This is a genomic window from Aeromicrobium sp. Root472D3 (genome assembly GCF_001426485.1).
In the GTDB taxonomy this organism is placed as follows: Bacteria; Actinomycetota; Actinomycetes; order Propionibacteriales; family Nocardioidaceae; genus Aeromicrobium.
Genome location: NZ_LMET01000001.1, coordinates 784,655 through 810,381 on the forward strand (window position 1 = coordinate 784,655; position 25,727 = coordinate 810,381).

Sequence of the window (25,727 nt, forward strand, 5' to 3'; positions counted from 1 at the left end):
GGCGCGTCCGGACGCTCTGGTAGCGTCCTGGCACCGGCGGCTGACAGGCAGTCGCCAATGGATCCGGGGGATCACATGACGACTCGTTCACGCATGGGCGGCCTCGCCCTGGCACTCACGCTGTCGCTGACCGGCACGCTCGCCGCCTGCGGTGGCAGCGACGACGACAGCGCCGCGTCCGACCCGACCTCGTCGGCCGCGCCGACGGCCGAGGCGGAGACGACGACGCCCGAGCCGACGGCCGACTCCGGTGGCGACGCCGCGGGCAAGCCCAGCCGCGACGACGTCATCGCGGGCTACACGAAGGTCATCACGGGCACGGCGGGGGCCAACCTGCCCGACGACATCGTCAAGCAGGTCGTGACGTGCTTCGTCGACGAGCTCTACGAGCCGGCGTCGGCGCAGACGCTGCAGGCCATCGCGGACGCCGACCCGTCCGGTGTCGACCCGGCCGACGCCCAGCTGTTCGGCGACGCCTCGACGACCTGCACCGCCAAGATCACCGGCTGACGCGGGCCGCGGCGAAGCGGCCGGCCGGGCGCGACGGGCGTCCGGCCGGCTGCATACCCGCGGTATCGTGAGCCGATGGAGCTCGAGCTTCGGCACCTCAAGGTCGTGTGCGCCCTCGCCGACGAGGGCAGCGTCACGAAGGCCGCCGCGAGCCTCGGCCTGGCCCAGCCCGCACTGAGCGCCCAGCTCGGCCGCATCGAGAAGTCGCTCGGCGGTCCGCTGTTCGAGCGCGACCACCGCGGCGTCCGGTCGACGGCCCTGGGCGATCTCGTGCTGGCGCGCGCCAGGGTCATGCTGCCGGCGATGTCGGGGCTCAAGGAGGAGGCCGCCCGCCTGGCCAGCCACGAGGAGCGCGACCCCGGCACGCCGACGCACCTGACCCTCGGGGCCTCCACGAGCGTCGTGCTGGGCCGGCTGATCCGCTCGTTGGCGCTCGAGCACCCCGACGTGCACGTGTCGACGCGCGCCTCGTGGTCGAGCGACGAGCTCGCCGAGGGCGTGGTCGACGGACGCGTCGACGTCGCGGTCGTCGGTGTCTGCGCCGACGCCCCGCCGCCGACCCGCCACGGCCTGACGTGGCGCACCGTGACGACCGACCCCGTGTTCGTGCTGCTCCCGGAGCACCACCGCCTCGCCGGCCGCGACGAGGTCGCGCTGGCCGACCTGGCCGACGAGGACTGGGCCGCGATCCCCGTCGACGGCTGCTTCACGGGCTGCTTCGCGGCCGCCTGCGCCCGGGCGGGCTTCACCCCGCGCACGCTCTACGAGGCCGACGCGGCCAGCTGCATCGACCTCGTCGCCTCGGGTCTGGCCGTCGCGCTGTGCCAGCCGACGCGCGAGGTCCCGGGTCTCGTGACGGTGCCGGTGGCCGACGCACCGCTGCGCTGGAACCACCTCGTCGGGTGGCACGCGGACGCCGCCGTGGCCCCGTTCGCCGACGAGATCGTCCGTCTGACGTCCGACGCCTTCGCCGAGATGATCGCCGAGAGCCCCGTGTACTCCTCGTGGTTGCGGGGCAGATCGGGCTTCGGCGTGCTACCGGCGGCGGCGATCACGCCGACGGTATGACGCGATTGGTATGTCCCCGCACGCCGTCCCCGGCACTAGGTTTCTGGCATCCCCTCGGGGGGGATCAGGACGACGACAGAGGGGGACGACATGGAACGACGGGTGCGGATGATGACGGGGGCGGCAGCCCTCGTGGCCGGAGCGGCCGCGGTGTTCGGGCAGCAGGCGGTGGCGTCCGAGCCGGACGCCGGACAGCAGGTCGACCGGACGTCGATGGCCGGTGCGATGCAGCGCGACCTCGGCCTCAGCGCATCGCAGGTGGAGGCGCGGCTCACGGCCGAGAAGCAGGCCGCGCAGGCCGAGGAGCGGGCGCGCCGACAGCTCGGGCAGGGTTTCGGCGGCGCCTGGTTCGATGCCGCGAGCGGCCGCCTCGTGGTCGGCGCGACGGGTGACGCGGCATCGACGATGCGGTCGTCGTCGGCCACCGAGGTGCGGCAGGTCGCCCGGTCCGAGCAGCAGCTGACCGCCTACCAGGCCAGGCTCGACGCGGCCAAGGCCAGCGCGCCCGACACCGTGCCGGGCTGGTACGTCGACGTCACGACCAACACCGTCGTCGTGCAGACGCGCGAGTCGGGCGTGCGCCGCGCCGAGGCGTTCGCGAGGAAGGCCGGCGTGCCGGCCGGTGCCGTGACGGTCCAGGTGACGTCGGAGGCGCCCCGTCCGCTCGACGTCGTGGGCGGCAACGCCTACTACATCGGCGGCTCGCGCTGCTCGATCGGCTTCGCCGTCACCGGAGGATTCGTGACGGCCGGCCACTGCGGCAGCCGCGGCGACACCACGAGCTCGCCGAGCGGCACGTTCGCCGGCTCGAGCTTCCCGGGCAACGACTACGCCTACGTGCAGACACCGGGCCAGGCGCTGATCGGTGCGGTCAACAACTACGCCGGCGGCACGGTGCGCGTGCAGGGATCGTCCGACGCCCCGGTCGGCTCGTCGATCTGCCGCTCGGGGTCGACGACGGGGTGGCGCTGCGGCACGATCCAGGCGCGCAACGCCTCGGTGACGTACGTCGAGGGCACGATCACGGGGCTCATCCGCACCAGCGCCTGTGCCGAGCCGGGTGACTCGGGCGGATCGGCCATCTCGGGCACGCAGGCCCAGGGCGTGACGTCGGGCGGTTCGGGCAACTGCAGCAGCGGTGGCACGACGTACTTCCAGCCCGTCAACGAGATCCTCAACGCCTACGGGGTGAGCCTGGTCACGAGCTGATCCGGACGGCTTCCGAGACGACGCTGCGCGACCGCTAGACTTGCGGTCGCGCAGCGTCGCGCGTCCGTACGTCTCCACAGGTAGGGATGAACCGTGGGCATTGTCGTCCAGAAGTACGGTGGCTCCTCGGTCGCCGACGCCACCAGCGTCAAGAGGGTCGCCCAGCGAGTCGTCGCGACCCGCAAGGCCGGTCACGACGTCGTCGTCGTGGTCTCGGCCATGGGCGACACGACCGACGACCTCATCGACCTCGCCAACCAGGTCTCGCCGCTGCCGCCCGCGCGCGAGCTCGACATGCTGCTGACCGCCGGCGAGCGCATCAGCATGGCGGTGCTGGCGATGGCGATCGGCAACCTCGGCCAGGAGGCGCGCTCCTTCACGGGCTCGCAGGCCGGCGTCATCACCGACTCCGAGCACGGTCGCGCCAAGATCATCGACGTCACGCCCGGACGCATCGAGGACGCGCTGTCCGAGGGGGCCATCGCGATCGTCGCGGGCTTCCAGGGCGTCTCGCAGACCACGAAGGACATCACCACGCTCGGTCGCGGCGGCTCCGACACGACCGCCGTCGCGCTCGCGGCGGCCCTGGACGCCGACGTCTGCGAGATCTACACCGACGTCGACGGCATCTTCACCGCCGATCCGCGCATCGTGCCGTCCGCCCGTCAGATCCCGCGCATCTCGTACGAGGAGATGCTCGAGATGGCAGCCAACGGCGCGAAGATCCTGCACCTGCGGTGCGTCGAGTACGCCCGCCGCAACGACATGCCCATCCACGTCCGCTCGTCCTTCTCCGACAAGGTCGGCACCTGGGTCGTGCGCAGCGAAGACGTCACCTTGGAAGGCCAGCCCATGGAGCAAGCAATCATCAGCGGCGTCGCGCACGACCGCAGCGAGTCCAAGATCACCGTCGTCGGCGTGCCCGACAAGGTCGGTTTCGCCGCGGCGATCCTGCAGGCGCTGGCCGACGCGCAGATCAACATCGACATGGTCGTCCAGAACGTCTCGGCCGCCGCGACGAACCTGACCGACATCTCGTTCACCCTGCCGCGGGCCGACGGCCAGACCGCCATGACCGCGCTGGCGCGCCTCAAGGACGAGGTCGGCTACGAGCGCCTGCAGTACGACGACAGCGTCGGCAAGGTCTCGATCGTCGGCGCCGGCATGCGCTCCGAGCCCGGCATCACGGCGAAGTTCTTCCGCGCGCTCGCCGACGCCGGCATCAACATCGAGATGATCTCGACGTCCGAGATCCGCATCTCGGTGGTCGTCACCGAGAGCCAGGTCGACGCGGCCGTCAACGCCGCCCACACTGCCTTCGACCTCGGCACCGACGAGGTCGAGGCCGTTGTCTACGGAGGTACCGGACGATGAGTCGATCCACCACCCTCGCCGTGGTCGGCGCCACCGGCCAGGTCGGCGTCGCGATGCGCAGCATCCTCGCCGAGCGCGACTTCCCGGCCGACCGGGTGCGCTTCTTCGCGTCGCCGCGCTCGGCCGGCAGGACCCTGTCGTTCCGCGGCGAGGACGTCGTCATCGAGGACGCCGACACCGCCGATCTCTCGGGCATCGACATCGCCCTGTTCTCGGCAGGTGCCACGACGTCGCGCGCGCAGGTGCCCCGGTTCGCCGAGGCCGGCGCGATGGTCATCGACAACTCCTCGGCGTTCCGCAAGGACCCCGAGATCCCGCTGATCGTCAGCGAGGTCAACCCCGAGGACATCGCGCTCGCTCACCGTCGCATCATCGCCAACCCCAACTGCACCACGATGGCCGCGATGCCGGTGCTCAAGCCGCTGCACGACGAGGCCGGCCTCGTCCGGCTCGTGGTCAGCAGCTACCAGGCCGTGTCGGGCTCGGGCATCGCCGGCGTCCGCGAGCTGCACGGGCAGGCGCGGGCCGTCGTCGAGAAGGCCGACGAGCTGGCCTACGACGGCTCGGCCCTCGAGTTCCCGGCGCCGCAGGTCTACGTCGACTCGATCGCGTTCAACGTCCTGCCGATGGCCGGATCGGTCGTCGACGACGGCTCGTTCGAGACCGACGAGGAGCAGAAGCTGCGCAACGAGAGCCGCAAGATCCTGCACATCCCCGATCTGCGGGTGTCGGGCACGTGCGTGCGCGTGCCGGTGTTCACGGGACACTCGCTGTCGATCAACGCCGAGTTCTCGTCCGCGATCACGGCCGAGCGGGCCACCGAGATCCTCGGGACGGCCGACGGCGTCCGGCTCGTCGACGTGCCGACGCCCCTGCAGGCGGCCGGCACCGATCCGAGCCTGGTCGGGCGCATCCGCCAGGACCAGTCGGTCGACGGCGACCGCGGTCTGGTGCTGTTCGTCAGCGGCGACAACCTGCGCAAGGGCGCGGCGCTCAACACGATCCAGATCGCCGAGCTGCTGGTCTGACCGGCGGTCAGGCCGCCGTGGCGACGAGCGCCGCGACGGCGTAGATCGCGACGGCCGCGACCACGGCGACGACCGGGCCGGCCAGCCCGGTCGCGCCGACGGCGGCTCCCACGAGGCCCAGCGTCGTGGTGACGGTGCGCGCCCGCCTCACGCGCGCCGCCGTGGCGCGTCCGATCGTCAGGGCGTCAGCGACCCGCGCGGGCGAGCAGTCGTCGACGTCGATCGTGGGAGCATCGCCGAGCACACCTCCCGTCGTCACGGCGAGCGCGGCACCTGCGCGGGCCGACAGGCCGATCGTGGCGACGGCGCGGCCGCTAGAGACGAGGTCGCGCACGACCCCGCCGGCGTCGCCCGTGACGTGGACGGTCTCGATGCCGGCCAGCTCGGCCACGTGGCGCGTGCGCTCGGCGGTGTCGTCGGAGACCAGCACGAGCTCGACGTCGAGGGCTCGGAGGCGCCCGACGTCGCGGGCGAGGTCGGGCCGCACGTCGTCGGCGACCGTGATGCTGCCCAGCCGCCGCCCGTCGACCTCGACGCCGACCGTCGTCCAGATCGTCGGCTCGGCCTCGAACCCGATCCACTGCGGCGAGCCGACCCGCACGGGGTGGCGGTCGACCGAGCCCCGCACCCCCATGCCGTCGACGACCTCGACGCCGGTCAGCCGGCCGCGCGCCGAGAGCGTCGCGACCGCCCGCTCGACCCGGTGGTCGGACGCCTTCGAGAGCGCCCCGGCGAACCACCGCAGGTTGCGGTCGTGGTCGGGCTCGACGGGGTCGACCGAGACGACCGTGAGGTCGCCGGTCGTCACGGTGCCGTCCTTGGCCAGCACCAGGGTGTCGACCGAGCGCGCGGCCTCGACGGCGGAGAGGTCGGTGATGCGCACGCCGGCTCGCTCGGCCCTGGCCGTGCCCGTGCGGAACGCCACCGGCACCGCCAGCACCGCCGCGGCCGGGCCGGCCGTCACGAGGGCCGCCGCACCCACCGCGACGCCGTCCGTCGTGCCGTCGGCGGCACCCCAGCCGACCGCCGATCCGGCCGCCACGAGCAGGACGACCGGGACGAACCAGACCGGCAGCACCGGGGTGCGGGCCGGCAGCCCGCTGCGCGACCTGACCACGAGCGCCACGACCGCCAGGGCCGTCGTCGTCACGGCCGGCGCAGCAGCGACGGCCGTCCGTCCGTCGAGCAGCGCCGTCACGGCCCACGCGACCGCGGCGAGCACGGTCAGGGCGACCAGAACGTCGGGCCCGACCAGCCACCACGTCGGGGCACGGGACGCGCGAGCCATCAGGCGCTCTCCTCCTCGCGGAACCGCTCGAAGTCGCTCTGGTCGCCGGCCTGCCACAGCGGCACGCTGGCCTTGAGCAGCATCGTGATCTGCACGATGAACTCCGGGTCGTGCAGGTCGTCGCCGAACAGCTCGTTGATGCGCTTCCAGCGGTAGCGGACGGTCTGGGCGTGGACGCCGAGGTGGGCCGCGATGGCCGGCGCGCTGTCGCGGGTCTCGAGCCAGACCAGCAGGGTCTGCGAAAGGATCTCGCGCGAGTTGGGGGTCTCGGCGAGCAGGGGCTTGAGCATGTCCTGGCACATCCGCTGACGCAGCGCCGGCTCGGAGTGCAGCCAGATCTGCGTGCGGTGGTCACGGCACCGGACGACCGGCTGGGCCGGGATGACACCCCGCCGCACGAGGTCGAGCGCGCGTCGTGCCCACCGGTAGGCCGACGGGATGAGGGGTGGGGCCACGGGCCAGCTCGCGGCGATGGGTGTCTCGGCGTCGGTGAACGTCGAGACGACGTCGGCCTTGCGGCACGCATCGACGATGACGACGACGCGTTCGCCGTGCCGCACCGCGAGGTGCTCCGACGCGAGCTCGGCGACGTCGACGCTGCGGTGCGCGTCGGGCTCGGACACGACGACGACGACCGATGCCGGCGGGGTCCAGACCGCGGGGTCGACGGCGTCGAGCTGGCTGGCTCGACGTCCCGTCAACAGCTGGTCGGCCAGTCGGGCGCGCGCCTGGCCCCGGTCGTTCTGCATGGCCAGACGGCCGGCGGTGAAGCCCGTCTCGGCCTGGTCGACGAGGTGGTCGATGTAGCCGAACAGGCCGTCGGCGAGCCGGCCGCGCGTCTCGTCCGACATGGGCTGACCGGGGTTGGCGCGGCGCAGGGTGTCCCAGGTGACGGTCGCGGCCAGACGCAGGGCCGCGCGCATCGCGGCGAGGTCGCCGGAGTCGGACGCCTCGGCGCGGCCCATGGCCTGGAACATCTCGTCGACGCCGCGGTCACGGTGGGGCAGCCCGTCGAGGGTGTCGAGGAACCGGTGGGTCGCCTGCTCGACGGCGTGGGCGATGATGTCGCGCCGGCGCCCGTCCGGCTGGCCCGCGTAGGCCGGCACCTCGGTCTGGATGCGGTCGGCGACGTCGGCGGCGAAGGCGGCCACGAGGGGGCGCAGGGCCCTCGCGTGCTCCTCGACCGTGACCGGGCGACCGGGTGACGAGCCACCCGTCACGTCGCCGACAGATGACTCGTGCCACCCTCCCACGTCTCCCATGAGCCCCCCTCAAGGCCTGTGCTGCGTGAGCGCATCGTATCGGTCCTGACGTCGGGGGGAAGGGGGTGAAGAAGGGTGGATCGCTGACGGATGAGGTCGGGTGGAGGGAGACCCCACCCGCCAGCGAGCTGGGGCGACTACTCGGGCGGTTGCTCACCGGGCGCGTGGTCGGGGATGGGAGCCGGATCCGGCTTGGCCTTGATCTTGGGGTTGAACGGATAGAAGTCGAAGCACTGGAGGTCGGCACTGGTGGTGCCGGGGGCGGGCGGCCTGCTGCGGCCCTGGTCGTCGTACTCGGCGCAGGAGAGCGCGCCGACCTGCAGCACGACGGGATTGTCGGGGCCCGACACGGCCGAGGTGAGGAGGGGCGAGAGATCGTCGCCCGTCTTCGTGGTGCAGTGGCGGAACGACGGTATGTCGAGCGTCCCGCGCAGGGTGCCACCCAGCAGGGCGCTCATCGCCTCGGCCGGGTCGTACTCGAGCTGCAGCACGCTGGCTGCCCCCTCAGATCCTTCAGGCGGCGTCCAGTCGGGGGGAGTGGTGCGTTCGAACCGTCCACTCGCGGCGCTGATGGCAGCGGTCGGGCCGGTCTCGCAGGTGCCGTCCAGCTGGGTGTCGACACCGTCGACGACGACCTTGCGGATGCGGACGTTGAGCGTGTCCTCGATCGATGTGGGGTGGACGATCTCGGTGAACCCCCCGCCCTCCAGGTCCTTCCTCTCGTCCAACGTGTTGAGCTGGATGGGGATCGGCAGGTCCTCGGCCGTCCGGCGCTGGCTGACCTGGAGCGTCACCTCGACGGGGATCGACCCGAACGCCACGGTGCGGACCACGATGGGGACGGTGTCTCCGTAGGTGTCGTCGGACACCGTGGGAGAGACGAAGAAGGCCCGGCTGTACGCCGGACTGAGCTGGTCGAACGTGAATCCCGGCTGCGGGTCGACGATCTGGATGTCGAACGTCGCGTTCACGGCCAGGACCGTCGTGGGGATGCTGATCCACTGCTTCGCAGCCGGCGAGCCGGCCAGCCCGTTCTGCGCCGTGTTCAGCCATCCGTAGTCGTTGGCCGTGTCGGGTCCGAGGCTGCAGTTGTTGCCCGAGTAGTCGATGCACTCGACGTACGGCAGCCCGGGATAGCGACCCTCGCGCTGGCCGTCCGCGACCGAGGACGACGGCAGCGCGGTGAGCCCGGCGAGTGCCAGGCCCACCACCACGGCCAGGCGCACGGGACGGGAACGACGTGTCATGCAGGCACGCTCTCAGCGGCCGCCTGCCACGTCAACGGCGTGTGGCGACTTTGCCGTCGATCGGGGCACAACTTGTCACGCGCATGACAAATCTCTGGACCGTCGACCGCCGCGACGGTGCCGGGGACCCGTCGTGATCCTCATGCGTAGCNGCGTCCCTTGCCGGGCCCGGTCCGTGCGTGGGCGTAATGACGTCGTGACGCCCGTCACTCCAACGCACAGCACAGAAGTGGAGCACCAGATGAAGATCAAGCACGCAGCCATCGGTACCGCGGCCCTCGCCCTGGCCGGCGTCGCCGTCGCCGGCCCGGCCCTCGCGACCGGCAGCGCCTACACCGTGGCGGTCGGCGGCAGCTCGGCCGCCGGCACCCACACCATCACCGCGGCGTCGTCCGGCACGCTGTCCTTCGCCGTGCCGACCCTGACGATGGGATGCTCCAGCGCGGCCGTCCCGGCGTCGCCGGTGTCGACCGTCGCGAGCGGGACCGGCATCACCGACCTCGCGTCGATCAACAAGATCAACTTCTCCGGCTGCACGGGCCCGGGTGGATCGCTCACGGTCACGACGGTGGGCTCGTGGAAGCTGCACGGCACGGGCGCCGCGACCTCGGGTGCCACCGATGTGGTCGCCGGTCACGTCGACAACATCACGGCCACCGTCAGCAACGCGGTCTGCCGGTTCACCGTGACGGGCAAGGCCGACGGCTCCTTCGACGAGGCCGCCCAGAAGCTCACGGTCGCCGAGACCGGCTTCACCGGCAACCTCAAGGTGTCGAACGTGACCGGCTGCCTCGGTCAGGTCGTCAACGGTCAGAACGCCAACTTCAGCGGCGTCTTCAACGTCGCCTCCGCCGACGGCGCGATCAACGTCAGCTGACGCACCCCCCCGACGTCCCGGGCGGGAACGGACCTCCTTCCGCTCCCGCCCGGGCGTCGTCCGCACCGACCTCACTCGATCCAGGAGAACCACATGACCACCACCTCTGGCTGGCGCCGCCGCATCGCCGTCGTCGCCTCCGCGTCCGCCCTCGGGCTCGTCCCGATGGCCGCCGCGCACGCCGCCACGATCGTCACGCTCAAGCACGACGCCGTCGGCAGCAGCTACATCAAGAAGACCAAGTCGACGGTCGAGCTGAAGGCCACGACGTTGACGACCGATCTCGACATCGACACCGGCGACTTCACGGGTTCGCTGCCGCTGCCCGGCACGTCGACGGAGTTCAAGGCGGCAGGCTTCCTGCCGGTCAAGGCCAACGTCGACTTCATCCCGGCCGGTCCCGTGACGGGGCACATCGACCTGACCCAGACGCAGGCCAAGGTCAACGCGACGGCGACGTACTACGTCAAGCTGTCGAACATCAGGATCGTCGGGTTCCCGACGTTCACCGGCAGCAACTGCAAGACCGCGGCACCCGTGAGCATCCCGGTCGGCACTCCTGCCGACGAGGGCTTCGACATCATCGCGGGCGGCAACCTCACCGGCACCTACACGATCGGCAGCTTCGCGAACTGCGGCCTCAACACGGGCCTGATCAACGCGCTGGTGCCCGGCGGCGGCAACACCGTCAGCATCCAGGCCAGCAACGGCGTCGTCGTCGAGTAGGCATCACCCCCCCCGGACCCGACCGGCTCGCGACGCGAGCCGGCCGGGTCCCGTCACGAGAGGGCACCCCATGAGGCTCCAGAAGACACTCGCCGCGGTGGCGCTCGGCACGGCGTCGTTCGCCGCGGCCGGACCCGCGCTCGCGAGCGGCAGCGCCTACACGGTCGCCGTCGGTGGCAGCTCCGCCACGGCCGCCCACCCCTTCACCGCTGCGACGACGGGGGCAGTCGCGTGGAGCACGCCGACGCTGAGCTTCGGCTGCAGCGGCGCATCCGTGCCGGCCAGCCCGCCGTCGACCGTCTCGTCCGGTGCAGGTGTGACAGACGTGCTGACGGTGAACGAGGTGTCGTTCACCGGGTGCACGGTGCCGTTGGGTGCGCTGTCGGTGTCGGCGCCCACCCCGTGGCGGTTCCACGGGTCGAGCCCTTCGGCGCCCGGATCTGCCGACGTGGTGGCTGGTCACGTCGAGGGCTTCAGCGCCACGTGGTCCAACGCGGCCTGCAGGTTCACGGTGACCGGCACGGCCGACGCTTCCTTCGACGAGGCTGCACAGCGCCTGACGATCGCCGAGACAGGACATACCGGCGACCTCGTCTCGTCGAACGTCGTGGGCTGCTTGGGACAGGTTCGCAATGGTCAGCCGTTCGACGTCAAGGCTTACTTCGCGGTCTCGTCGCCGGACGGGGTCATCGACCTGAGCTGATGTGCACAGGTGCCTCGGATCCGGCCTCACCGCGACGCCGGGATGGGATGATGAGGGGGCGGGCCCGGGCAGCTGATCCTTCGTGCGTTGGAAACGGTGACCGCCCGGGTCCGCACCCCGGGACGTCGGGGCGTCAGTCCTTCAGCAGGTCGAGCGGCGCCATGTCGAGGCTCGCCGCGAGCTGCTCGACCGACGCGAGCGTCAGGTTGCGCTCGCCGCGCTCGACCGACCCGAGGAACGTGCGGTGGTAGCCCAGCCGCTCGGCCATCGCCTCCTGGCTCAGGCCCAGCGCCTGGCGCTGCTCGCGCAGTCGCCGGCCCACGATCTTCTGCAGCTCAGATGTCACCCTGCCACTGTGGGGCATGCGCTACTCATCGGTCTACACACCGATGAGTAGCGCGCGGACGCTTCTCAGCCCGCATGGGTGAGCAGGCTCGTCAGGGCGCTGGCGACCCGGGCCGCGCTGTCGCGCGCGAGGTAGAGGTGCTGCCCGTCGCGCTCGGGCTCGCCGACCAGCACCCAGTCGTCGAGCTCGTCGCAGCGCCGCGACATCACGACGACGAGATCGGTCGTCGCCGCGTGGCTGGGGCCCGGTCCGAGGGTCGCCGGGACGTGCAGCGTGACGCTGTCGTGGTAGCGGTCGTCGGGCGGATCGTGCTCGGCGTGCACGACGACGCACCAGGGCGGGCAGGTGTCGCGCTGCCACGAGGGGCGCGAGGTCGAGTGTGCAGTCATGAGATCCCTTCGTCGCACGGTGTGCGACTTCTCATCCGACGGTAGAGACAGCCCCGGACACGACACGCGGGGTGGAGGAGGCGTTGTGGACGATGCCAGTATGGCGACTCATGAGTAGCAACGGTAGTCGCCGGGCGCGCGGCGGCAAGAACTTGTGAGGTGCATGACAAGAAACCGACGAGTTCGGCACAGATCGTCCCGAAGGTCTGGCGTCGTGACGCGTGACACACCTAGGTTCTGCGGAGGCACCCCCGTCGGGGGACGGGCGGTGCCGTGAACCACACCGTCGAAACGCGAGGGACACCATGGGTGGAAGTGTCGAGGTCACGGGCCTGACGAAGAGCTACGGCCGGCAGAACATCTGGCGCGACGTCTCGCTGACGTTCCCGCCCGGTGAGATCACCGCGCTGCTCGGTCCGTCCGGCACGGGCAAGTCGGTCTTCCTCAAGTCGATCATGGGCATCGTCGAGCCCGAGGCCGGATCGATCCTGATCGACGGCGAGGACATGGTCGCGGCCAGGGAGTCGCAGCGCCTCGAGATGCGCAAGAAGTTCGGCGTGCTGTTCCAGGACGGCGCCCTGTTCGGGTCGATGAACGTGTACGACAACGTGGCCTTCCCGCTGCGCGAGCACACCCGCAAGGGCGAGGCCGAGATCCGCGAGATCGTCATGGAGAAGCTCGAGATGGTCGGCCTCGTCGGCCAGCACCACAAGGTGCCCGGCGAGATCTCCGGCGGCATGAAGAAGCGCGCCGGCCTGGCCCGCTCGCTCGTGACCGATCCCGAGATCATCCTGATCGACGAGCCCGACTCGGGCCTCGACCCCGTCCGCACGTCGAACCTCGCCCAGCTGCTGGTCGAGGTCAACACCGCGACCGACGCGACGATGCTCGTCGTGACGCACAACATCGAGCTGGCGCGCACGATGCCCGACAACCTGGGCATGCTCTACCGCCGCGAGCTCGTGATGTTCGGCCCGCGCGAGGAGTTCCTGCTGACCGACCACCCGGTCGTCTCGCAGTTCATGAGCGGCGACCCCGACGGCCCGATCGGCATGAGCGAGGAGACCGACCACCGCAGCAGCGACCTGTTCGACGAGCCCGTCGACTACTCGGCCGGCCCCAGCGGCACGGCCGTCATGTCGCGGCACGCCGGGGCGCGGGCCATCGAGGTGCTGCCGCGCCAGCTCGAGCCGCGCTCGGGCGCGGTCCGCGCCGGCCAGCAGCGGCACCGCGAGCGCGTCAGCTCCGGTGGCGCACGGCTGTACGTCGCCGACGACGAGGAGAAGGAGCGAGTCGCGGGCGTCCCCCTCCTGGGCATGGTCGGGCGCGGCCTGACGGTCGTCGGCGACGTGTTCGCGCTGGGCCTCGACACGGCCCGTGCCTCGGTGCGCCGGCCGTTCGCCACCCGCGAGGTGCTCGAGCAGTTCTGGTTCGTCGTCAGCGTCTCGTGGATCCCGGCGATCCTCGTCGCGATCCCGTTCGGCGCCGTCATCGCCCTGCAGCTCGGCACCCTGACGGTGCAGGTCGGAGCGCAGTCGTTCACGGGCGCGGCCAGCGTGCTGGCCGTCATCCAGCAGGCGGCTCCCATCGTCACGACGCTCGTCATCGCGGGGGCCGGGGGCGCCGCGATCTGCGCCGACCTCGGCTCGCGGCGCATCCGCGACGAGATCGACGCGATGCGCGTCATGGGCGTCTCGCCCGTGCAGCGGCTCGTCGTGCCGCGCGTGCTGGCCTGCATCGCCGCGGCGGTGCTGCTCAACGGGCTCGTCTCGGTCGTCGGCGTGCTCGGGGGCTACGTCTTCAACGTCATCGTGCAGGGCGGCACCCCCGGTGCGTACCTCGCCAGCTTCACGGCGCTCGCGCAGATCCAGGACCTCTACGTCGGCGAGCTCAAGGCCGTCGTCTTCGGCTTCATCGCCGGCGTGATCGCGTGCCACCGCGGCCTCAACACCGCGCCCGGGCCCAAGGGCGTCGGCGACTCGGTCAACCAGTCGGTCGTCGTGACGTTCCTGATGCTGTTCTTCGTCAACTTCGTGATCACCACGCTGTACCTGCAGCTGGTGCCGGGCAAGGGAGCCTGACATGACCGCACACGCGCCCCGCGAGCCCCGCTGGTTCGACCGGCCCGTCGACCGCCTGGCCGACATGGGCCAGGACATCCGCTTCCACGGCCGGGTGCTGGCCTGGATCCCCGCGACGCTGCGCCGTTACCCCAAGGACGTCCTGCGGCTGCTGTCGGAGGTCAGCTTCGGCTCCGGCGCCCTGGCCGTGATCGGCGGCACGATCGGCGTGATGCTCGGCATGACGCTGTTCGTCGGCAGCGTCGTCGGCATGCAGGGCTACGCGGCCCTCGACCAGATCGGCACGTCGACGCTCAACGGCTTCATCTCGGCCTACTTCAACACCCGCGAGATCGCGCCGCTCGTGGCGGCCCTGGCCCTGTCGGCGACCGTCGGCTCGGGCTTCACGGCCCAGCTCGGCGCGATGCGGATCAACGAAGAGGTCGACGCGCTGACGGTCATGGCCGTGCCGAGCGTGCCGTACCTCGTCACGACACGCGTCATCGCCGGCTTCATCGCGATCATCCCGTTGTACGTCGTCGGCCTGCTGACGTCGTACGCCGGCGCGCGCTTCGTGACGATCTACCTGTACGGCCAGTCACCCGGCACGTACGACCACTACTTCAACCTGTTCCTGCCGCCGATCGACATCCTGCTGTCGTTCGTCAAGGTGCTGATCTTCTCGGTGCTGATCATCCTGATCCACTGCCGTCTGGGCTTCAAGGCCGCGGGCGGGCCTGCCGGAGTGGGCATCGCGGTCGGCACGGCCGTGCGACGCAGCATCGTGACCGTCGCGGTGCTCGACCTCCTGCTGTCGATGGCGCTGTGGGGCACCACGACCACGGTCAGGATCGCCGGATGAGCCGGCGACTCGTCGACGTGGGCCTCGGCCTGGGCTACGTCGCCCTGGCGCTGGGGCTCGTGGCCGTCGCGGTGCTGACGTACGACCGCGCCTTCGTGGCCAGCACCGACGTCGACCTGCGCACCGGCCCCGTCGGCAACGCGCTGCAGAAGGGCTCGGACGTCAAGCTCAACGGCGTGCCGGTCGGCACGGTGGCCAGGGTGTCGTCCGACGCCGACGGAGCCGTCGTCGAGCTGGCCCTCGAGCCCGGCACGGCCGAGCAGCTGCCGCGCGACACCACGGCCCGGCTGCTGCCCAAGACGCTGTTCGGCGAGCGCTACGTCTCGCTGGTGACCCCCGCGTCGGCGACCGACACGGGCCTCTCGTCGGGCGACGTGATCCAGCAGGACACCAGCGACGAGTCCGTCGAGCTCGAGCAGGTCTTCGACGAGCTGCTGCCGGTGCTCAACTCGATCCAGCCCGAGAAGCTGTCGGCCACGCTCGGCGAGCTGTCGACGACGCTGCGGGGCCGCGGCGACCAGATCGGCGACACGCTGACGACGTTCGGCTCCTACCTCGACAGGCTCAACCCGCTGGTGCCGCAGATGACCGACGACCTCGACCGTCTCGGCCGGGTCGCCCGCGTCTACGACGCCGCGGCACCCGATCTGCTCGACGCCCTCGACACCCTGACCACGACGTCGCGCACGCTGGTCGCCCAGCAGACGACGCTCAAGGACATCTACGCGACCGTGATCGGCTCGGCCGACTCGGCCGAGGGCTTCGTCAGCGACAACCGGCAGACGATCGAGGTCCTGGCCGACGAGAGCCGGGCCGCGCTCGAGGCCGTCGAGCCGTACGCCAGGCAGTTCCCGTGCCTGTTCAAGTCGGCGCGCGAGTACATCCCCGCGATGGACAAGGTGCTCGGCAAGGGCACCGACGAGCCCGGCCTGCACGTGCGGCTCAACGTCGTCCCGAGCCGCGGCAAGTACCTCGCCGGCAAGGACGCCGTGACGTTCGCGTCGGGGCGGCAGGCACGCTGCCCCTACGTCACCGGCAAGGTCGGCACGACGCCGGCCCGGAGCACCGCCGCCGCGGCGGCGGGCGAGCCCGAGACCATCGCGCCGCCGCGCACGACGATCCCCGAGCGCATCGGCGCCGGCGCTGGGCTCGGCCAGGCCAACTCGCCCGCCGAGAACCAGCTCGTCGCCGAGATCGTCGCCCCGTCGCAGGGCATCGCGCCCGACGACTACCCGTCGTGGAGCAGCCTGCTCCTCGGACCGTCGCTGCGCGGCACGCAGGTGGTGCTGAGATGACCAGGCTCCTGATCAAGAGCATCACGTTCGTCGTCGTGACGGTGCTCGCCACCGTGGCGCTGGCCGCGACGATCCGCAACGACAGCGGAGGGGCGACCCGCGAGTTCCACGCGGTCTTCACCGACGCCACGAGCCTCAACCGCGGCGACGACGTGCGCATGTCGGGCGTCAAGCTCGGCACCGTCACGAAGGTCGAGGTCACCGACCGGCGCCGGGCCCTCGTCACCTTCAGAGTCTCGCGGTCGGCTCCCCTGGTCGAGGGGACGGTCGCCGAGCTGCGCTTCCGCAACCTGATCGGCCAGCGGTACATCTCGCTCGATCCGCCGACCGGATCGGCGCCGTCGTTGCGGGCCGGCCACACGTTCGACCTCGACCACACCCGGCCGGCGCTCGACCTCACGATGCTGTTCAACGGCTTCCAGCCGCTGCTGCAGCTGCTCGACCCCCAGGACGTCAACGCCCTGAGCGGGCAGATCGTGGCGGTGTTCCAGGGCGAGGACGCCACGGTCGACGGTCTGCTGTCGAGCACCGCGAGCCTCACGTCGACGCTGGCCCGCAAGGACGAGGTCATCGGCGAGCTCATCACGAGCCTCAGCTCGGTGCTGCAGGTCGTCAACGACCGCTCGGGCCAGCTCGACACCACGATCGTCACGCTGCAGCAGCTCGTCAGCGGTCTGGCCGACGACCGCAAGACGATCGGCAGCACGCTCGACGGCCTGGGCGACCTGACGACGTCGGTCGCCGGACTGCTCGAGGACGGCCGCGCTCCGCTCAAGGGCTCCATCACGGCGCTCGACGGGCTCGCGGGCAACCTCGCGAAGGCCGAGCCGCAGCTCGACTCCTTCTTCGCGACGCTGCCGGTCAAGCTCGACCGCATCGGACGCACGGCGTCGTACGGCTCGTGGATCAACTTCTACGCCTGCTCGATCGAGGGCAAGATCCCCCGACCCGAGGGCTACTTCGGAGACCTGGGCGCCCAGCCCGTCGCGGAGAGGTGCCGCTGATGACCACGACGTTCCCCACCGCGTTCGCCGAGCGCAACAAGATCGCGATCGCGCTGATCGGCATGACCATCATGGCCGTCGTGTTCGCCCTCACCTTCAACGCGGCCTCGCTGCCGATCATCGGGGGCGGCAAGGTCTACACGGCCCAGTTCGCCGAGGCCGGCGGGCTCAAGGAGGGCAACGAAGTCCGCGTCGCGGGCGTCAAGGTCGGCAAGGTCGTCGACATCTCGCTCGACGGCGCCGTGGTCAGCGTGAAGTTCCGCGCGAAGATCGACGACCTCGGCGACCAGTCGACCGCCGCCGTCAAGGTCAAGACGATGCTGGGCCAGAAGTTCCTCGCGGTCGACCCGCTGGGCTCCAAGGACCTCGACGGGCCGATCCCGCTCGCGCGCACGACGACGCCGTACGACGTCAACGAGGCGTTCTCCGACCTGTCCGACTCGATCGGGACGATCGACACCGACCAGCTCGAGGCCAGCTTCACGGCCCTGAGCGACGCGTTCCGCAACACCCCCGAGTCGGTGCGCACGATGGTGTCGGGCCTGACCGACCTGTCACGGACGATCTCGAGCCGCGACGCCGAGCTCGACCAGCTGTTCGCCGCCACCAGCAAGGTCAGCGGCACGCTCAAGGAGCGCAACGCCGAGTTCGCCAAGATCATCACCGACGGCAGCTCGCTGCTCGACGAGCTCGAGCAGCGCCGCGACACCGTCTCGAAGATGCTCGACGGCACGGCACGCCTGGGCGTCCAGCTGCAGGGCCTGGTCAAGGACAACGAGAAGGCACTGCGCCCCGCGCTGGCCAAGCTCGACGACGTCTCGCGCATCCTGCAGGACAACCAGGCCAACCTCGACGCCGCGCTGAAGAAGCTGGGCCCCTACTACCGGGTGCTGTCGTCGGCGCTCGGCAACGGCACGTGGGTCGACTCCTACGTCTGCGGCCTGTTCGGCGACGACCAGCGACCGCTGCTCGAGAACGACGTCGCACGCAACTGCAAGCCGGCCAAGGGAGGCGGACGATGACCGCGACACGCAGGACGATCGGGGCGGCCGTGGTGCTGCTGGTGGTGGTCGCCGGGCTCCTGGCCTGGCGCTCGTCGCACGGCGGCGGCACGACGGTCGACGCGCTGTTCGAGTCGACCGTCGGCCTCTACCCGGGCTCGGAGGTGCAGGTGCTGGGCGTCAAGGTCGGCACCGTCACCGACGTCGACCCCGAGGGGCCGGTCGTGCGGGTCTCGATGCAGCTCGAGCGCGGCCAGCACGTCGAGGCCGACACGGCCGCCGTGATCGTCGCGCCGACGCTCGTCAGCGACCGCTTCGTGCAGCTGACCAAGCCCGACACGGGCGGCACCCGGCTGAAGGACGGCGCCGTGATCCCGCGCGACCGCACCGCCACGCCCGTCGAGATCGACGACCTCTACACGAGCCTGACCGACGTCGCGACCCAGCTCGGCCCCGACGGGGCCAACCGCAAGGGCGCGCTGTCCGACCTGCTCGACGTCGCGGCCCGCAACCTCGCCGGCAACGGCACCGGCATCAACCGCACGATCGACGAGTTCGGCCGTGCCACCGGCACGCTCGCCTCGTCCAGCGACGACCTGTTCGCCACGATCGCGAACTTCAAGGAGTTCAACGACATGCTCGTCGCCAACGACCAGGGCGTCGCCGACGTCAACCGGCAGTTCGCGGCCGTCACCGACTACCTCGCCGACGACCGCGAGGACCTCGCCGACGCGATCACCAACCTGGGCGACGCGCTGGCGATCGTCGACGACTTCATCGGCGACAACCGGGCGACCATCAAGACCAGCGTCGACAACCTGCTCGGCCCGACCCAGGTGCTGGTCAAGCAGAAGGACTCGCTCGAGGAGTCCGTGCGGCTCGTGCCGCTCGTGCTGCAGAACTTCCTGCGGTCGTACAACGCGCAGAACAACACGCTCGACGGCCGGGCCAACCTCAACGAGACGTCGATCTGGTCCGACGGCGGCCAGACCCAGAAGTCGTCGGGCTCCGCACCGCCGCTGCTGCTGCCGACCCAGGGGGACGACCGATGAGGCGGCTCGCGGCCATCGGGGCCGGCGTCGCGGCCGCTCTGACGCTCGGTGGGTGCGGCGTGCTGTCCGGCGGGGTCTACGACACCCCGCTGCCCGGCGGTGCCGACGTCGGATCGAACCCGCTGCACATCACGGCCGACTTCGAGGACGTCCTCGACCTCGTGCCGCAGTCGAGCGTTAAGGTCGACAACGTCGCGGTCGGCCGCGTCCAGAGGATCACGCTCAACCCCGACGGCCGCAGCGCGCGCGTCGAGCTCGTCGTCAACCGCGACGCCGAGCTGCCGGCCGGCACGACGGCGCGTCTGCAGCAGACCTCGCTGCTGGGCGAGAAGTACGTCGGCCTCGTGCGCCCCGACACCGCCGTGGCCGGGCCCGCGATCGCCTCGGGCGACCGGCTCGGGCTGGCCGACACGTCGCAGGCCGCCCAGGTCGAGCAGGTGCTCGGATCGCTGTCGATGGTGCTCAACGGTGGCGGCATCGGCCAGTTCCAGGAGATCTCGCGCGAGCTGCAGAAGGTCTCGGCCGGCCGCACCGACGACGTCAAGAAGTCGTTGCGACAGATCGAGGCCTTCGTCTCGACCCTCGACGACCGCAAGGAGTCGATCACGTCGGCCCTCGACGGGCTCGCGGCGCTGTCGACGACGCTCGACTCCGACAAGGCCAAGATCGCCTCGGCCCTCGAGGGCCTGAGCCCGGGCATGAAGGTGCTGGTCGACCAGCGCAAGCAGCTCGTGTCGATGCTGCGCTCGCTCGACCGGCTGTCGTCCGTCACGGTCGACACGCTCGACACCGCGCAGGACGACATCGTCGCCGACCTGCAGGCGCTCGAGCCGATCCTCCAGCAGCTCGCGAAGTCCGGCCAGGACCTGCCCGAGTCGCTGCAGATCCTGCTGACGTACCCGTTCCCCGACTCGGTGCTGGGGGCGATCAAGGGCGACTACCTCAACGTCTTCCTCGAGACCAACTTCCGCACGCTCCCGACCGGCTGCGACGCGATCGGCTGCTCGTGGCCGCAGGTCGAGGACCCCAACGCCTCGGCACCGGCGACATCGGCCGACCGGCGCAGGCTGCCGCAGAAGGCGCCGTCGCCCTCGCTGCTGCCGCCGACCGACTCGGCCGTCCCCGGCATGCCGCGGCCCACCGTGTCGGTGCCGTCGAGCCCCGCGCCGACCACGCCGAGCCCGACGACGCCCGAGCCGTCGAAGCCCTCGCCGTCCCAGCCGACGGCGGCACCGTCCGCGTCACCCACGCCGACCCGCGACGAGCCCACGGCGACACCGACACCGACCCCGACGCCGAAGGACGGTGGTGAGTGATGCTGACCGCAGGGATCAGGGCCAAGCTCCTGGTGTTCGTGGCCGTCGCGCTCCTCGCGACGAGCTACCTGGGCGCTCGCTACGTCGGGATCGACTTCACCCGGTCGAGCTACTCGGTGACGGTCGACCTGCCCGATGCCGCCGGGGCGTTCGCGAACGGCGAGGTCACCTACCGGGGCGTCCCGGTCGGGCGCATCAGCTCGCTGACCGCGACGCCGCAGGGCGCCGAGGCGGTGCTGCGGCTCGACGGTGGCACCGACATCCCGGCCGACGTCAGCGTCAAGGTCGCCGACCGGTCGGCGATCGGCGAGCAGTACATCGACCTGCGCAGCGACTCGACGGGCGGGCCGACCCTGAAGGGCGGCGACCGCCTGACCGCCGGCGGCGACTCGTCGCCGCCCCCGGTCGAGGACGTGCTGCGCAGCGCCCGCGACTTCGCCGGCTCGGTCGACACCGGCTCGCTGACGACCGTCATCGACGAGACCTACGACGCGACGCAGGGCGCCGGGCAGAACCTCTCGCGCCTGCTCGACACGTCGCAGACGTTCATCGAGGCGGCCGACACCAACTTCCTGGTGACGTCGCAGCTGATCCAGAACTCCGGTCGGGTGCTGGCGACGCAGGAGGCCGCAGCCGGCAGCATCCGCGGCTTCAGCCAGGACCTGCGGACGATCGCGTCGACGCTCGAGAGCTCCGACGGCGACCTGCGGGCGCTGATCGAGAGCACGCCCGCGGCGGCCCGCGAGATCGACAAGCTCTTCACGCAGGTCGGCACGCCGCTGGGCCTGCTGATGAGCAACCTCGTCTCGACGGCCCAGGTCTTCGGCACGAACGCCGACGGGGTCGAGGACGCCCTGATCACGATCCCGACCGCGTTCAGCATCGGCTGGGCCGTCAACGGCTCGCGCGGGCTCAACCTGGGTCTCGCGCAGGCGTACTTCGACCCGCTGCCGTGCACCAGCGGCTACGGCGACACGCAGGTGCGTCCGGGCCTCGACACCGGGGAGGGGCGCCCGTTCAACACGCGGGCGGGCTGCACCATGGCACCGTCGTCGGGCGGCGAGGTCCGCGGGCCGAGAAGCGTCCCGAAGAAGCCGGGCGCCACGGCGGCCGTGGGCGACAATGGCTCGCGCGGCACGACGACAGCGGCACCGAGGGTCGGCGTCGCCGACTCGCTGAGCGATCTCATGGGGGGAGCACGATGACGAGCCAGGTGGACACACCGGTCGACGAGACCGGGGCAGACGACGTCGACGGCCACGAGCAGCGGACGCCCGAACCGGCGGCAACCCGGACGGGGCAGGGCCGGGCGCGATGGGCGCTGGTGCTGGCGGCCGCGCTCGTCGCGGCGTCCGGCGTGTTCATGGGGTGGCACGCCGATCGCGATCCCGACCGTGCGGCCGCCCAGACGCGCGACACCGTGCTGATCGAGGCGCGGCAGGCGATCGAGACCATGAACACGCTCGACTACCGCTCGGTCGACGCCGGGGTGAAGGCGTGGTCGCAGGTGACGACCGGCACGTTGAAGGACCAGCTCACCGGCGTCAGCGCCGACGACCGCAAGCTGCTGGCCGATCAGAAGAAGATATCGACCGGGCGCGTGGCCGACGCCGCGGTGATCGACGCCGACGCCGACACCGCGACCGTCATCGCCGCCGTCGAGGTGACGGTCAAGGACGCCGCGGCGCCCGACAGCGAGCCGACCGTCAAGCGCAACCGCTTCTCGGCCGAGCTGGTCAAGATCGGCGGGCGCTGGAAGCTCGAGTCGCTGCAGCAGGTGGCGGTGAGCCTGTCATGACGACCGTCCGACGCATCCTCCCGCTGGCCTTGGCCACGATCCTGCTGGCCGTCGGCATGGTCGCCTGGTGGACGTGGTTCGACCTGCGGGGCGACGACGCGTCCGCCAACGCCGCCGTCATCGACGCCAAGACTGCCGAGGTGCAGTCGAGCGTCTCGCAGGCGCTCGGCCGCATCCTGACGTACGACTACCAGGACCCCGCGACGACCGAGGCGGCTGCCGACGCGGTGCTGGCCGGCAAGGCCCGCACCGAGTACGACACGCTGTTCGCGTCACTGCAGCAGCGGGCACCGGGGCAGCAGCTCACGCTGACCGCGCAGGTGCAGGCGATCGGCGTCAAGGAGCTGCGCGACGGCCGGGCGACGCTGCTGGTCTTCCTCGACCAGTCGAGCCGGCGGGCCGCCGACCAGGAGTCGAGCGTCTCGGCGGCGCAGCTCGCGGTGACGGCGCAGAAGAAGGGTGGCACCTGGAAGATCACGGGCCTCACGCCCCTGTGATCTTTCATGGAGACGCCGTGTCCGTGAAAACGCCCCGCGGAGGCGGCGCCGTCGCTACGGTGTGGGTCCATCCCTGATTCAGGAGCTCCCATGTCCGCGTCCGCACCCCCGCCGTACGGCACCCCGAACCGTCCGTACGCGAGCTGGATCGCCCGCGTCGGTGCGCTGATCATCGACAGCCTGCCCACCGGCATCGTGTTCACGGTGCTCGCCGCCGCGTTCGGCGAGAGCCAGACGAGCGAGAACGGCTTCGCCTTCCAGCTCAGCGGGCTGCCGTTCCTGGTGTACGTCGTCTTCGCGATCGGCTGGTTCGTCTTCAACTGGGTCATCCGGCAGGGCTCGACGGGCCAGACGATCGGCAAGAAGATCGTCGGCATCACGGTGCTCGGCGAGTCGACCCACCAGCCGATCGGCGGCGGCCTGACCTTCGCCCGCCAGCTCGTGCACGTCCTCGACGGGCTGCCCTGCGGCCTGGGCTACCTGTGGCCGCTGTGGGACCGCGAGAACCGGACGTTCGCCGACATGATCATGAGCACCCGGGTGTTCAAGGCCTGACGCACCGTCGCGGTACCGTGACGGCGGCGCCGCAGGTCGGGGCGCCCCGACCCAGGAGGGGCACCGTGGCGCCAGAGAAGGCCGATGCCGGCAACCCGCGGCACGTCGCCGTCCCGTTCGCCGGGATCGTGCAGGCCGTCGTCGCCGAGGGCGACGTGGTCGAGGCGGGCCAGACGGTCGCGACGATCGAAACCATGAAGATGGAGGCGGCGATCACGGCGGCCACCGCCGGGACGGTGGTGCGCCTGGTCGTCGCCGACCCGCGGGCGGCCGAGGGCGGCGATCTCCTGCTCGTCCTCGGCTGAGGCGTTCTGCCGAAGTTCACAGGTTTCGGACACCTGCTCGACACGCACCCGTGCCACACTCAAGGGGCACCGCCTCGCCGTGGCCGATCCGGTCCTTCGAGGTACCAGCCTTGAGGGGGCGGCCGATGACGACCGAGCTGAGTTCCACCAGGACTGGGGCGTCCGACTACGTCAGCCAGTTCACCGACCTGATGCGGGCCGTGAAGGACGAGGGCCTGCTCGAGCGCCGGCACGGCTACTACTGGGCGCAGATCGGCGTGCACGTCGCTGCCTTCTTCGGCATCTGGGCCGCGTTCTTCGTCCTCGGCAACTCGTGGTGGCAGCTCGCGCTCGCTGCGGCGCTCGGCGTGATCGTGACGCAGTTCGGCTTCCTCGGCCACGACGCGGCACACCGGCAGATGTTCGCCTCGGCCTCGTGGAACTCGTGGACGGCGCGCATCCTCGCCGGCGGCTTCGCGGGCCTGAGCTTCGCGTGGTGGCGCGCCAAGCACAACATGCACCACAAGGGCCCCAACCTCGAGGGCTACGACCCCGACATCGGTCCCGGTGCGATCGCGTTCACGCCCGGCATCGTCGCGCAGCGCACGACCGGCTTCGCGGGATGGTTCGTCAAGCGACAGGGTTGGCTGTTCTTCCCGCTGCTGACGCTCGAGGGACTCAACCTGCACGCCGAGAGCATCCGGGCGGCGCGCGACAAGACGTCCAACCAGCCGTGGCGCCGCACCGAGCTGTGGCTCGTCGTGACCCGGCTCGCGGTCTACGTCGCGATCCTGCTGACGTTCCTGCCGCTCGGCAAGGCCGTCGCGTTCTTCGCGGTGCAGATGGCGGTGTTCGGCTTCTGCCTCGGTGCGTCGTTCGCGCCGGCGCACAAGGGCATGCCGATCATCCCGCCCGAGATGAAGCTCGACTTCCTGCGCCGCCAGGTCATGGTGTCGCGCAACGTCCGCGGCAACCCGGTCGTCGACTGGGCCATGGGTGGGCTCAACTACCAGATCGAGCACCACCTGTTCCCGAGCATGCCGCGCTGCAACCTGCGCAAGGCGCAGCCGCTCGTGAAGGCGCACTGCGAGTCGATCGGCGTCGACTACATGGAGGTCGGGCTGTTCCGGTCGTACGCGATCGTCGTCGACTACCTGAACAACGTCGGCCTGCGGGCGCGCGATCCCTTCGACTGCCCCCTGGCCGCTCAGCTGCGTGGTTGAGGGCGGGCGTCCCGGGGCGTACCGCCGCTGGCTCGACAACGCGGTGCGGCGTGGCGTCGAGCCCGAGACGGTCGGCGACGTCGTCCGCCGGCACGGCATCCTGCCCGACGACGTCGGGGTGCTCGACCGGTTCGAGGAGCTCGTCGACCCCGACGGCAAGACGTTCTACCTGCTGCCCGACGACATCGGCGCCGACGACGCCCGCAGAGCCGTGCTGATGACGTACGTCGTCAACGCGGGTACCGGGTACGGCACGTCGGGCACCGATCTCGACTTCGACGAGACGCCCTACTCGGCCGACGAGGTGGGGCGCATCGCCGAGCGGCAGCGCGCCAACGACTGGACGTACCGCCGGGGCGTGCCGGTGGTGCACTTCCGCGGTGGTCGGCTGGTGACGACGCCCAACGGGATGCTGATGGGCCTGGGCGGCGACCGTCTGCTCGACGTCCTCAGCCAGCGCGGCGGCACCACGTACGGCGACCTGTTCCTGCTGAACATCGCGCGGGTCGACGCGCCGGCCGAGCTGCGCGCCCTGGTGCGGTCGGGGCGCTCACGCCACCAGGCCGCGGACGGGTCGACCCGGGCGGGACGCCTCGACCTCGACCGTCTGCTGCACCACGAGGAGCGGCACGCGCGGCAGTGGGCCGACAAGGGTCCGGCCGGCTTCGTCGCGTCCTACCTGTGGGAGCGGCTGGTGCGCCGAAACGACACCGAGGAGGACGCCGGACTGCGCGACGGCGGCTACCGCTGAGC

27 protein-coding genes and 1 pseudogene are annotated in these 25,727 nt (G+C 71.1%); 23 read left to right on the forward strand and 5 right to left on the reverse strand.

Annotation, left to right across the window (positions count from 1 at the left end; all coding sequences use genetic code 11):
• Positions 1-75 precede the first annotated feature (75 nt).
• The 5 genes from ASD10_RS03880 (at position 76) to ASD10_RS03900 (ending at position 5,189) form a co-directional block, all read left to right on the forward strand.
• The gene (locus ASD10_RS03880) at positions 76-510 is read left to right on the forward strand and encodes a hypothetical protein (RefSeq protein ID WP_157432441.1); all 435 of its coding nucleotides are present in this window, start codon (positions 76-78) and stop codon (positions 508-510) included.
• 75 nt (positions 511-585) lie between these two features.
• A complete protein-coding gene (locus tag ASD10_RS03885; protein ID WP_056604922.1) occupies positions 586-1,578 on the forward strand; it encodes a LysR family transcriptional regulator in 993 nt (330 codons plus the stop codon).
• A gap of 90 nt (positions 1,579-1,668) precedes the next feature.
• Positions 1,669-2,787 (forward strand): S1 family peptidase, encoded by a 1,119-nt coding sequence (locus ASD10_RS03890; protein ID WP_056604924.1) that lies wholly within the window; start codon positions 1,669-1,671, stop codon positions 2,785-2,787.
• Between the two features lie 93 nt (positions 2,788-2,880).
• Positions 2,881-4,161, forward strand: a complete 1,281-nt coding sequence (locus tag ASD10_RS03895) for an aspartate kinase (RefSeq protein ID WP_056604927.1) — start codon at positions 2,881-2,883, stop codon at positions 4,159-4,161.
• Entirely contained in the window at positions 4,158-5,189 is a 1,032-nt protein-coding gene (locus tag ASD10_RS03900) for an aspartate-semialdehyde dehydrogenase (protein ID WP_056604930.1), read from the forward strand. The genes ASD10_RS03895 and ASD10_RS03900 overlap by 4 nt, the downstream gene beginning before the upstream one ends.
• Before the next feature lie 7 nt (positions 5,190-5,196).
• Here ASD10_RS03900 and ASD10_RS03905 read toward each other — a convergent pair whose 3' ends face one another.
• The 3 genes from ASD10_RS03905 to ASD10_RS03915 form a co-directional block, all read right to left on the reverse strand.
• Positions 5,197-6,477 (reverse strand): HAD family hydrolase, encoded by a 1,281-nt coding sequence (locus tag ASD10_RS03905; RefSeq protein WP_056604933.1) that lies wholly within the window; start codon positions 6,475-6,477, stop codon positions 5,197-5,199.
• Positions 6,477-7,739 carry a helix-turn-helix domain-containing protein gene (locus ASD10_RS03910; protein WP_157432442.1) on the reverse strand — a complete coding sequence of 421 codons (1,263 nt, stop codon included), beginning with the start codon at positions 7,737-7,739 and terminating at the stop codon, positions 6,477-6,479. The genes ASD10_RS03905 and ASD10_RS03910 overlap by 1 nt, the downstream gene beginning before the upstream one ends.
• A gap of 137 nt (positions 7,740-7,876) precedes the next feature.
• Positions 7,877-8,986 carry a hypothetical protein gene (locus ASD10_RS03915; RefSeq protein ID WP_157432443.1) on the reverse strand — a complete coding sequence of 370 codons (1,110 nt, stop codon included), beginning with the start codon at positions 8,984-8,986 and terminating at the stop codon, positions 7,877-7,879.
• A 241-nt stretch (positions 8,987-9,227) separates the two neighbouring features.
• Here ASD10_RS03915 and ASD10_RS03920 point away from each other — a divergent pair, with 241 nt between their 5' ends.
• From ASD10_RS03920 to ASD10_RS03930, 3 genes are all read left to right on the forward strand, one after another.
• Positions 9,228-9,863, forward strand: coding sequence for a hypothetical protein (locus ASD10_RS03920; RefSeq protein WP_157432444.1), 636 nt, complete (start codon positions 9,228-9,230; stop codon positions 9,861-9,863).
• Between the two features lie 93 nt (positions 9,864-9,956).
• Positions 9,957-10,589, forward strand: coding sequence for a hypothetical protein (locus tag ASD10_RS03925; RefSeq protein WP_056604944.1), 633 nt, complete (start codon positions 9,957-9,959; stop codon positions 10,587-10,589).
• Between the two features lie 70 nt (positions 10,590-10,659).
• The gene (locus ASD10_RS03930) at positions 10,660-11,292 is read left to right on the forward strand and encodes a hypothetical protein (RefSeq protein ID WP_056604947.1); all 633 of its coding nucleotides are present in this window, start codon (positions 10,660-10,662) and stop codon (positions 11,290-11,292) included.
• A gap of 133 nt (positions 11,293-11,425) precedes the next feature.
• On the opposite strand, the gene ASD10_RS03935 is transcribed toward ASD10_RS03930, so the two are convergent.
• Together ASD10_RS03935 and ASD10_RS03940 are read right to left on the reverse strand one after the other, a co-directional pair.
• Entirely contained in the window at positions 11,426-11,638 is a 213-nt protein-coding gene (locus ASD10_RS03935) for a helix-turn-helix domain-containing protein (protein WP_235501749.1), read from the reverse strand.
• Positions 11,639-11,703: 65 nt separating this feature from the next.
• Positions 11,704-12,027, reverse strand: coding sequence for a hypothetical protein (locus tag ASD10_RS03940; protein WP_056604952.1), 324 nt, complete (start codon positions 12,025-12,027; stop codon positions 11,704-11,706).
• A gap of 305 nt (positions 12,028-12,332) precedes the next feature.
• Here ASD10_RS03940 and ASD10_RS19115 point away from each other — a divergent pair.
• The 15 genes and pseudogenes from ASD10_RS19115 to ASD10_RS04010 all read left to right on the forward strand — a co-directional run.
• Positions 12,333-12,929, forward strand: a pseudogene (locus ASD10_RS19115) (ABC transporter ATP-binding protein); the annotation flags it as partial.
• A 414-nt stretch (positions 12,930-13,343) separates the two neighbouring features.
• A complete protein-coding gene (locus ASD10_RS19120) occupies positions 13,344-14,108 on the forward strand; it encodes an ABC transporter permease (RefSeq protein ID WP_056609844.1) in 765 nt (254 codons plus the stop codon).
• Position 14,109: 1 nt separating this feature from the next.
• Positions 14,110-14,949 carry an ABC transporter permease gene (locus ASD10_RS03950; protein WP_056604956.1) on the forward strand — a complete coding sequence of 280 codons (840 nt, stop codon included), beginning with the start codon at positions 14,110-14,112 and terminating at the stop codon, positions 14,947-14,949.
• Positions 14,946-16,244, forward strand: coding sequence for an MCE family protein (locus tag ASD10_RS03955; protein WP_056604959.1), 1,299 nt, complete (start codon positions 14,946-14,948; stop codon positions 16,242-16,244). Before ASD10_RS03950 ends, ASD10_RS03955 begins: the two co-directional genes overlap by 4 nt.
• Positions 16,241-17,248 carry an MCE family protein gene (locus ASD10_RS03960; RefSeq protein WP_056604962.1) on the forward strand — a complete coding sequence of 336 codons (1,008 nt, stop codon included), beginning with the start codon at positions 16,241-16,243 and terminating at the stop codon, positions 17,246-17,248. Before ASD10_RS03955 ends, ASD10_RS03960 begins: the two co-directional genes overlap by 4 nt.
• Positions 17,248-18,270 carry an MCE family protein gene (locus tag ASD10_RS03965; protein WP_056604966.1) on the forward strand — a complete coding sequence of 341 codons (1,023 nt, stop codon included), beginning with the start codon at positions 17,248-17,250 and terminating at the stop codon, positions 18,268-18,270. Before ASD10_RS03960 ends, ASD10_RS03965 begins: the two co-directional genes overlap by 1 nt.
• On the forward strand, positions 18,267-19,301 hold the full coding sequence (locus ASD10_RS03970; RefSeq protein WP_082556009.1) for an MCE family protein: 1,035 nt from the start codon (positions 18,267-18,269) through the stop codon (positions 19,299-19,301). The genes ASD10_RS03965 and ASD10_RS03970 overlap by 4 nt, the downstream gene beginning before the upstream one ends.
• The gene (locus ASD10_RS03975; RefSeq protein WP_082556010.1) at positions 19,298-20,617 is read left to right on the forward strand and encodes an MCE family protein; all 1,320 of its coding nucleotides are present in this window, start codon (positions 19,298-19,300) and stop codon (positions 20,615-20,617) included. Before ASD10_RS03970 ends, ASD10_RS03975 begins: the two co-directional genes overlap by 4 nt.
• Positions 20,617-21,822 carry an MlaD family protein gene (locus tag ASD10_RS03980; protein ID WP_056604972.1) on the forward strand — a complete coding sequence of 402 codons (1,206 nt, stop codon included), beginning with the start codon at positions 20,617-20,619 and terminating at the stop codon, positions 21,820-21,822. The genes ASD10_RS03975 and ASD10_RS03980 overlap by 1 nt, the downstream gene beginning before the upstream one ends.
• On the forward strand, positions 21,819-22,415 hold the full coding sequence (locus ASD10_RS03985) for a hypothetical protein (RefSeq protein ID WP_157432445.1): 597 nt from the start codon (positions 21,819-21,821) through the stop codon (positions 22,413-22,415). The genes ASD10_RS03980 and ASD10_RS03985 overlap by 4 nt, the downstream gene beginning before the upstream one ends.
• Positions 22,412-22,912 carry a hypothetical protein gene (locus ASD10_RS03990; RefSeq protein ID WP_056604978.1) on the forward strand — a complete coding sequence of 167 codons (501 nt, stop codon included), beginning with the start codon at positions 22,412-22,414 and terminating at the stop codon, positions 22,910-22,912. The genes ASD10_RS03985 and ASD10_RS03990 overlap by 4 nt, the downstream gene beginning before the upstream one ends.
• Positions 22,913-23,002: 90 nt before the next feature.
• On the forward strand, positions 23,003-23,467 hold the full coding sequence (locus ASD10_RS03995) for an RDD family protein (RefSeq protein WP_056604980.1): 465 nt from the start codon (positions 23,003-23,005) through the stop codon (positions 23,465-23,467).
• Positions 23,468-23,532: 65 nt separating this feature from the next.
• Positions 23,533-23,772, forward strand: coding sequence for a biotin/lipoyl-containing protein (locus tag ASD10_RS19290; RefSeq protein ID WP_056604982.1), 240 nt, complete (start codon positions 23,533-23,535; stop codon positions 23,770-23,772).
• 125 nt (positions 23,773-23,897) lie between these two features.
• Positions 23,898-24,974: an acyl-CoA desaturase gene (locus ASD10_RS04005; protein ID WP_056604984.1), complete on the forward strand. Its 1,077-nt coding sequence runs from the start codon at positions 23,898-23,900 to the stop codon at positions 24,972-24,974.
• Positions 24,967-25,725, forward strand: coding sequence for a hypothetical protein (locus ASD10_RS04010; protein ID WP_056604987.1), 759 nt, complete (start codon positions 24,967-24,969; stop codon positions 25,723-25,725). Before ASD10_RS04005 ends, ASD10_RS04010 begins: the two co-directional genes overlap by 8 nt.
• The last annotated feature ends 2 nt before the right edge of the window (positions 25,726-25,727 follow it).

Excerpts from the sequence above, each read along its gene's own strand:
- ASD10_RS03880 (WP_157432441.1), top strand. The coding sequence starts at position 76 with ATGACGACTCGTTCACGCATGGGCGGCCTCGCCCTGGCACTCACGCTG.
- ASD10_RS03885 (WP_056604922.1), top strand. The coding sequence starts at position 586 with ATGGAGCTCGAGCTTCGGCACCTCAAGGTCGTGTGCGCCCTCGCCGAC.
- ASD10_RS03890 (WP_056604924.1), top strand. The coding sequence starts at position 1,669 with ATGGAACGACGGGTGCGGATGATGACGGGGGCGGCAGCCCTCGTGGCC.
- ASD10_RS03900 (WP_056604930.1), top strand. The coding sequence starts at position 4,158 with ATGAGTCGATCCACCACCCTCGCCGTGGTCGGCGCCACCGGCCAGGTC.
- ASD10_RS03905 (WP_056604933.1), bottom strand. The coding sequence starts at position 6,477 with ATGGCTCGCGCGTCCCGTGCCCCGACGTGGTGGCTGGTCGGGCCCGAC.
- ASD10_RS03910 (WP_157432442.1), bottom strand. The coding sequence starts at position 7,739 with ATGGGAGACGTGGGAGGGTGGCACGAGTCATCTGTCGGCGACGTGACG.
- ASD10_RS03915 (WP_157432443.1), bottom strand. The coding sequence starts at position 8,986 with ATGACACGTCGTTCCCGTCCCGTGCGCCTGGCCGTGGTGGTGGGCCTG.
- ASD10_RS03920 (WP_157432444.1), top strand. The coding sequence starts at position 9,228 with ATGAAGATCAAGCACGCAGCCATCGGTACCGCGGCCCTCGCCCTGGCC.
- ASD10_RS03925 (WP_056604944.1), top strand. The coding sequence starts at position 9,957 with ATGACCACCACCTCTGGCTGGCGCCGCCGCATCGCCGTCGTCGCCTCC.
- ASD10_RS03930 (WP_056604947.1), top strand. The coding sequence starts at position 10,660 with ATGAGGCTCCAGAAGACACTCGCCGCGGTGGCGCTCGGCACGGCGTCG.
- ASD10_RS03940 (WP_056604952.1), bottom strand. The coding sequence starts at position 12,027 with ATGACTGCACACTCGACCTCGCGCCCCTCGTGGCAGCGCGACACCTGC.
- ASD10_RS19120 (WP_056609844.1), top strand. The coding sequence starts at position 13,344 with ATGGTCGGGCGCGGCCTGACGGTCGTCGGCGACGTGTTCGCGCTGGGC.
- ASD10_RS03950 (WP_056604956.1), top strand. The coding sequence starts at position 14,110 with ATGACCGCACACGCGCCCCGCGAGCCCCGCTGGTTCGACCGGCCCGTC.
- ASD10_RS03955 (WP_056604959.1), top strand. The coding sequence starts at position 14,946 with ATGAGCCGGCGACTCGTCGACGTGGGCCTCGGCCTGGGCTACGTCGCC.
- ASD10_RS03960 (WP_056604962.1), top strand. The coding sequence starts at position 16,241 with ATGACCAGGCTCCTGATCAAGAGCATCACGTTCGTCGTCGTGACGGTG.
- ASD10_RS03965 (WP_056604966.1), top strand. The coding sequence starts at position 17,248 with ATGACCACGACGTTCCCCACCGCGTTCGCCGAGCGCAACAAGATCGCG.
- ASD10_RS03970 (WP_082556009.1), top strand. The coding sequence starts at position 18,267 with ATGACCGCGACACGCAGGACGATCGGGGCGGCCGTGGTGCTGCTGGTG.
- ASD10_RS03975 (WP_082556010.1), top strand. The coding sequence starts at position 19,298 with ATGAGGCGGCTCGCGGCCATCGGGGCCGGCGTCGCGGCCGCTCTGACG.
- ASD10_RS03980 (WP_056604972.1), top strand. The coding sequence starts at position 20,617 with ATGCTGACCGCAGGGATCAGGGCCAAGCTCCTGGTGTTCGTGGCCGTC.
- ASD10_RS03985 (WP_157432445.1), top strand. The coding sequence starts at position 21,819 with ATGACGAGCCAGGTGGACACACCGGTCGACGAGACCGGGGCAGACGAC.
- ASD10_RS03990 (WP_056604978.1), top strand. The coding sequence starts at position 22,412 with ATGACGACCGTCCGACGCATCCTCCCGCTGGCCTTGGCCACGATCCTG.
- ASD10_RS03995 (WP_056604980.1), top strand. The coding sequence starts at position 23,003 with ATGTCCGCGTCCGCACCCCCGCCGTACGGCACCCCGAACCGTCCGTAC.
- ASD10_RS04005 (WP_056604984.1), top strand. The coding sequence starts at position 23,898 with ATGACGACCGAGCTGAGTTCCACCAGGACTGGGGCGTCCGACTACGTC.